The sequence below is a fragment of the Bacteroides cellulolyticus genome (assembly GCF_025567135.1).
Lineage (GTDB): Bacteria > Bacteroidota > Bacteroidia > Bacteroidales > Bacteroidaceae > Phocaeicola > Phocaeicola cellulolyticus.
In genome coordinates this window covers 22,520-28,904 of the sequence record NZ_JAOQJJ010000030.1, presented here as the reverse complement: position 1 = coordinate 28,904, position 6,385 = coordinate 22,520, and the positions used below count along the sequence as shown (strand labels likewise).

Below are 6,385 nucleotides of genomic sequence, written 5' to 3'. Positions count from 1 at the left end.
TCCGTTAGGATGTGTTTTGTCTCTGTTCAGGATACCGTTTTATCTTTAAAATTGACGGTTTATTCTTACTTTTCATCACATCATTTATATAATGTGACGCTTGTACTACATTCTGTTTGTTTATTTAAAATCTTTCAAAGAACTTATCGTTTAGCAACCGTATCATTTTCGATTGCGGGTGCAAAGGTACGCACTTTTTTTATTCCTGCAATACTTTGTACAACTTTTTTTTCAAAAAAATTACAAGAATACAGATAACTCTTTGTTAATCAATGAAAAAATAAAGAATATTTTTTTCAATACTGTTACAATAATTGAAAATAACACTAAATATTATACATTATTTATATAAAGGGATTCACTTTTATGTGATGATGTAACAAATATGACTTCGAATAAAACCAAAAAGAAAACAGAAAATAAATAAAACAGCCATTACCCTCTTACCAACAAAAGATAAAATCAATTTATCTCCACACGGACGTGTGGAGTACTCGACACGAACGTGTGGAGATCTCCGCACGGCCGTGTCGAGATCTTGACACGAGCGTGTGGAGGTAAACTTATTTTATCGTAATAACCGAAGATTCCCCATGTGAACCGAATTGCGGCGCATAAACTGATATGACAGATACCGGACCTGAAACATATTTCCCTGAACGTGCCACATATGCGTCATAACGTATAGTATAGGAACCTTTTCGCATACGGTCGATGAAAAATTCTACAGACGCATCTTTATTTACGCGATAGAATGAAAGCCCTTCTGCCCAAGAATAAGAAGAGAGCTGGGATGCAACCTCAAGACATGAAGGTTTCTCGTCCTTTATCCGTACAAAATCCATATCACGGTCGGCACTTACCGTTATGCATACTGTAACCTTATCGCCCACAGACAAAACGGAAGACGATGAAACTTCTTTTCCATCGCATATATACTTGCGTTCTATTCTCAAGCCTTCACCATTGTATGCTTTCACTTTGTCGATACTTTCAAGACATTGTGAACAGACAGAAGCCCATCCGGCACCTGTACCTTTTCTTGAGAATTCAATATTTTCTGTTTTCCTGATATCAGAATCATGCAATGAAACCGAAACCTGTCCTATCGCGTCATCCGGTGTGGTATAAGTTTTACCCGCAAACTCCGCTGTAATAGCGGAGCCTGAATCAAGCACATCACTTCCACTTGCCAGAAACGCATAAATGGCATTTACAGATGCAACCGGAGTATCCCAAACCTGTACCTGCTTCTGCTTCAGCAACCACAGACGCATATCGTCAAGCAAAGTTTCTTTATTATCTCCCAAACGCATGATGGCTTCCATTGCAGACACATGAACCGGTATTCTGTAATCGAACGAAGAATATCCGGCCTTGTATGTATCAAAATATGAACCCATCTCATCATTGCTTACCATATATTCCATAACAGACTGTAGAAGAACCTTCGCTTCGTCTTTATTTCCTGCCGCATCCATAACTGTGGCCAATACCGATTTTTCATTTATGTCGAGCGATGCAGACTTTCCAACAAAATAGTCAATGAAATAATTGTTTATCCTGGTATCTGCAGAAGCTGCAGCCTCATCGTCTATGGCACATATATACAGATAGCTCATAATCATATTCTGAGGCACGTAAGCGTTCTTGTTTTCAAGCATACTGTCATGACATTTGGCAGCTTCGGAAGCCAGATATCCAAGAGCTTTCTTATACATATCGTTCATCTGATAATTGAATGATACTCCCAAAACCTTGAGTCTGGCCAAAGATTCCATTATCCGAAGAGTGATGTAAGAACTTGAAGTCATCCCCTTGAACCATGGCCACGAACCGTCAGACAACTGTAACTTGGCAAGACTGACAACAGCTGTAGAGAGTCTGTCATTCATTGCGTTTACATCGAAAAGCATCGCAATACGCTGTTTTTTCGAAGCGTCATCTTCAGCATCAGCCAACCATGGGGTTTCTTCGATGATGATATTTTTAAGTTGTTCATTCTTTGACAGTTCCGACCATAAATCCTTTTCATTTTTTCCCTGTGCCATCCATGAATCGAACACTTGCCTGATTTTAGGATTGGATTTCACAATATGCAAAGACAATGAATTGGCATAAAGAGCCGTAGCCCACGACATTGCATCATCAGACGAAGGTGTGCCAAGCACAGGCAAGGCCTGAATGACATACCACTGTGGATTTGCTGTCATTTCTATGGTCAGTTTCCTGTTTGTAGCAGTATTGCTACCACCGTTGAACAAGCCACCCGTAGAAACTGTTTTGGTTTCATCGCCTCTCAACTGAACTGGAATATTCTCTACAATTATCTGTTTGTCAGACAATACCGGAAGGTAATGACGCTCGCCGTCGCTGAATTCGCCAGCCTCAGCCATGACAGTACAAACCAGAACATCCACACCTTCGGAAACCTTATAGTTAAATGTCACAACTCCTGTTTCCCCTTCACGTACACTAAAAGCATCTGTCTTGGTATAGACAACCTGTCCGTTGACCGGATTGGAAAGAGTCATAGTGACTTTTCCGCTGATATCCTCATCGGACATATTGATGAGAGATGATGAAATGGACGATTCATCACCTACCCTGACAAAGCGAGGCATATTAGGCTGCACCATAAATGGCTTGGAAGTGGTAAACGACGCCTTAATAAATCCGTAATCCATATTCTGCGTATGTACAAAACCATTGAAAGTCCATTCGGTCAATGCATCAGGCATTACGAACGACATAGTAACTGTTCCGGCAGAATCTGTACGCAGATGCGGGTAGTAGAAAGCTGTCTCGGAGAAATTCTCACGAAGTGCATGAGATACATTTCCGTTACTCATGTTTACACCCTCAACTACAGATTCAACTACAGAAGATTCTTCATAAGACTGCAATACTTCCTCATCTGAAACTTTTCTGTTAAAACTCCGATCCATCATATCGGATGACGCTTGATTTTTCAATAATATATTACCAGCAGCCGGTGCTTTGGCTATAATCATTCCGCGCGAACCATAATATCCCCATGAGAAAGGTATAAACTGTGTAAATCCGTCACCATAGATAAGGTCGATTCCATTGCTGCCGTTTACATAAGCGTAAGCCACACACATATAAGGATTGTCATACACATTCAGACTCTGCATCCATACACGCGGTATCTTTCTTCCAAAATACAATCCGAAATGCCAACCGTGGGAATAAAGTTCGTCAAGAGAAGCATCGTAAGCAGACGCCAACATAGAAGCATTGACGGGCTCCCCGTCTTTATTCTTTACAGTTAGCTTCCATTCCTCCTTCTGTCCTGGAACAAGCTTGTCTCTGAATGTTTCCCATGATACGTTGAGTTTCTTCTCAGGTTCAGGCTTTACAAGACTTACCACCTTCTTGTACAACACACCCTGACGCATAAAAGAGAAACATACAGTTATACCGTCACCATATTCTTCCTTATATCTGTAGCTGAACTTCTGTATTGAATTAGAGAATGTCATCCTACGGCTTTCAAGTCTTTTTCCAGCCGTAAATACATCAAGCATCATATAGACATCACTCTCGGAGCTGCCTATATAGAAATCGACAGACTTACCTTCATCAAACGAATCGCCGTCCTGATAGAACCACTCTACAGTCCGGTAAGGAGGAATACTGTCTGCAAGGGAGAACAGGACGAAATCCTGAGTCTTTGACACATCACGTCCCTTGGAGTCTGAAGCGGAAATCCTTATGCGGTATTTCCCTGAAGAAAGAGAATTGAATGAGTAAGGCACAAATGAATTCTGAGCCTTTTCCTCACCACTGAACACAGCCTTGCCTGATATCTTGCCTTCTTCATCAAGCTTGAAAACAGAATATCTGACAGTTGTTTCTACCGGCATCCTTTCGCAATTGAAAGCGTCAAAACGGATCTTGCCTATTCTTTCTTTTGCCACTTTGGAAGGCAAATCAGAAATACTCAAATCGAGAGATTTATCACCTACAGATACGGAATACTCCCCTACCTGAGTTTCACCGGAAAGGCTTGTTACCGTGGCCTTTACATTAAATCTGTAATACGCATTATCCGCAGTCTGCAAATCGCCGTCAGGCTTATCAAGGCAGAAATCTATATGGAACTTGCCGTCGGCATCAGTCATTGTTTCGCCTGTGGAAATTTCCGTTTCAGTACCGTTATATCTCCACCAAATATTTTCCATACGGACTACCCTATATTCCACCTTTGCCATGCGCAGAGGAGCACCGGCAAATGATGCAGCCCTGGCCTCAGTATGTACCGAATCGCCAAGCGAATATTCACTGCTGTTTTTCTCGAAAACCACATCGAAAGTAGGACGCTTATACTCTTCCACCCTTATACCGCTATATGCATTGTCGGCCTTTACTCCAAAGTATCCCGGCAAAACATTCTGTTTAAGCACGAACTCTGCACTGTAAACTCCAAAATCGTCAGTGACTACCTTTTTCTTCTCCACCTCCTTACCATTGGTATCGGTCAGACTTACAGTCACTTCTTCCCCCTTAAGTACAGAAACGGAATCACCTTTTTGGACATATTTAACTCCTGACACATATACCATCTGTCCCGGACGATAAATCGAGCGGTCCGTGAATATAGTTGTCTGCTTTCTTGTTTCTTCGTTTGTGTTCAGGAAATGCTCTCCGGAATAGAAGCTTGAGATATTCATAAAATCATTACCGGAAGTACGGACACTGAAATATTCAAGTTTATCCTTGGCGGTACTTACCACTACACAGCCTTTTTCATCAGTGGGATATACATTCTTCAGCTCGTATTTACCATCGTTCAGTGCGTATGAAACTATTCCCGCTCCGGGAACCGGATGACCAGTCATACGATCGACGGCAACAAGTTCTTTTCTGTCGCCCGGCAATGGAATTACAATACACTGATAAGGAGATACATATACTACCTCATAGCAGACTGCCTCCGGTTTCTGCTTTGAGAAGAGCTTCATCATATATATACCATCTTCAGGCAATTTATACTTCAATCTGGTAGTTCTTGCCTTATAATCAGCGGTTGCCGGAAGAGTGAAGTTATTCACAGCCACACGGTCACCATGTTTCCTGATCAACTGCTCATAGTTCTTTCTGTCACGCAGTCTTTCCGATATCGGCGATAATCCGAGCCTGTAAGCTTCTATCGTCACACTGGTCAGGTTTCTGTATGAAACTTCTATATCCGACCGATATCCGGGATATACAAACGGGATACGTATCTCCAGACTTGGAGACTCTATCTCCTTAATCGTATTATTCAGTTCGTCAGTCCATTCCGTATTTGGATATAGAGCAAGAGCTTTTTTCAATTCAGACATAGCCTCAACCTTTTTTCCTTGAGAACTATACTTATTGGCAAGCTTCAGCATAATATCACAATAAACTTCTATATCCTTATATTCAGATGCCAGACTATCTAACATTTTCACAGCCTCATCCGGAGAAAGTTTATCCTTCGAATAAATACAATTGTCAGAAAGATAAACAAGACGCGCCTCACGTGTCAGCGCTTCAGCCTCTCTGTCACGATAAGGACTTTCGGCAGAAGAATACAAATCTATCAGCGAATCATAAACGCCTAGTATCTCATTGTGGATTTTCTGTTCATATCCCCTAGCCGGAAGTGACAACAATGTACGTACAGCCTGACGGGCCAGGAAATCATACATATTGTCATCAAAATATTCCTTGCTCAATTCTTTAGTGACAACCACCGGATAATATAAAGCCGCAGAACGCGATGCCAACAAATCCTTTTCCTTCAAAGACAATTGCAAACATGAAATGACAGAATCAACCTCAGAAGGCGATACCGCTGCATAATTCATAGCCATAACGCTGTTAAGTACAGCTTTTCCCACTGCATCCTGTTCCGATGCAGCCCACTTCTTCAGCATGTCTTTCTGCTTCCGGATACTGTCGGAACTCAACCTTACCTTATATTCTGAACATACCATAAAAGCCTTTATCATCTGAGGTATGTTCTTCTTAGCCAATGCCAATGAGAAAATGTTTTCAGATTTTTCTATTACGGAACGAGGGAGATCCTTTTTCTGAAGCGCTTCCACTTCCCTCCACATTTTGTCATAATTCTGAGCTTTGACCGATATCGGGAGGACGATGCCTATCATCATCAGACCCACAAATAAACAAATCTTCTTCATACAATTTGATTTGGTTACACTTATATTGTCTATATAAAGAAACAATTTATAAACGTAAATGCTGCATTTTTAGTGCTAAAAGATGTATAAATCATGTTTTTTCCATATATTTGTAAGACTTAGAAGATGTTTAAATACCGCTTAAACAGCATTTAAACATTATTTAAAAACTGATTAAAACAGCAGGC

At 41.0% G+C, this 6,385-nt stretch carries 2 protein-coding genes; one reads left to right on the top strand and one right to left on the bottom strand.

Features of this window, described 5'->3' with window-relative positions; all coding sequences use genetic code 11:
- Window positions 1-258, top strand: a 258-nt coding sequence (locus tag OCV82_RS14720; RefSeq protein ID WP_262543839.1) for a hypothetical protein, incomplete at its 5' end; no start/stop codon positions are given.
- A 305-nt stretch (window positions 259-563) separates the two neighbouring features.
- On the opposite strand, the gene OCV82_RS14715 is transcribed toward OCV82_RS14720, so the two are convergent.
- A complete protein-coding gene (locus OCV82_RS14715; RefSeq protein ID WP_154045109.1) occupies window positions 564-6,197 on the bottom strand; it encodes an alpha-2-macroglobulin family protein in 5,634 nt (1,877 codons plus the stop codon).
- Window positions 6,198-6,385: the final 188 nt, after the last annotated feature.

Bases quoted from the DNA above. Each gene is read 5' to 3' on its own strand.
- OCV82_RS14715 (WP_154045109.1), bottom strand. From the start codon at position 6,197: ATGAAGAAGATTTGTTTATTTGTGGGTCTGATGATGATAGGCATCGTC.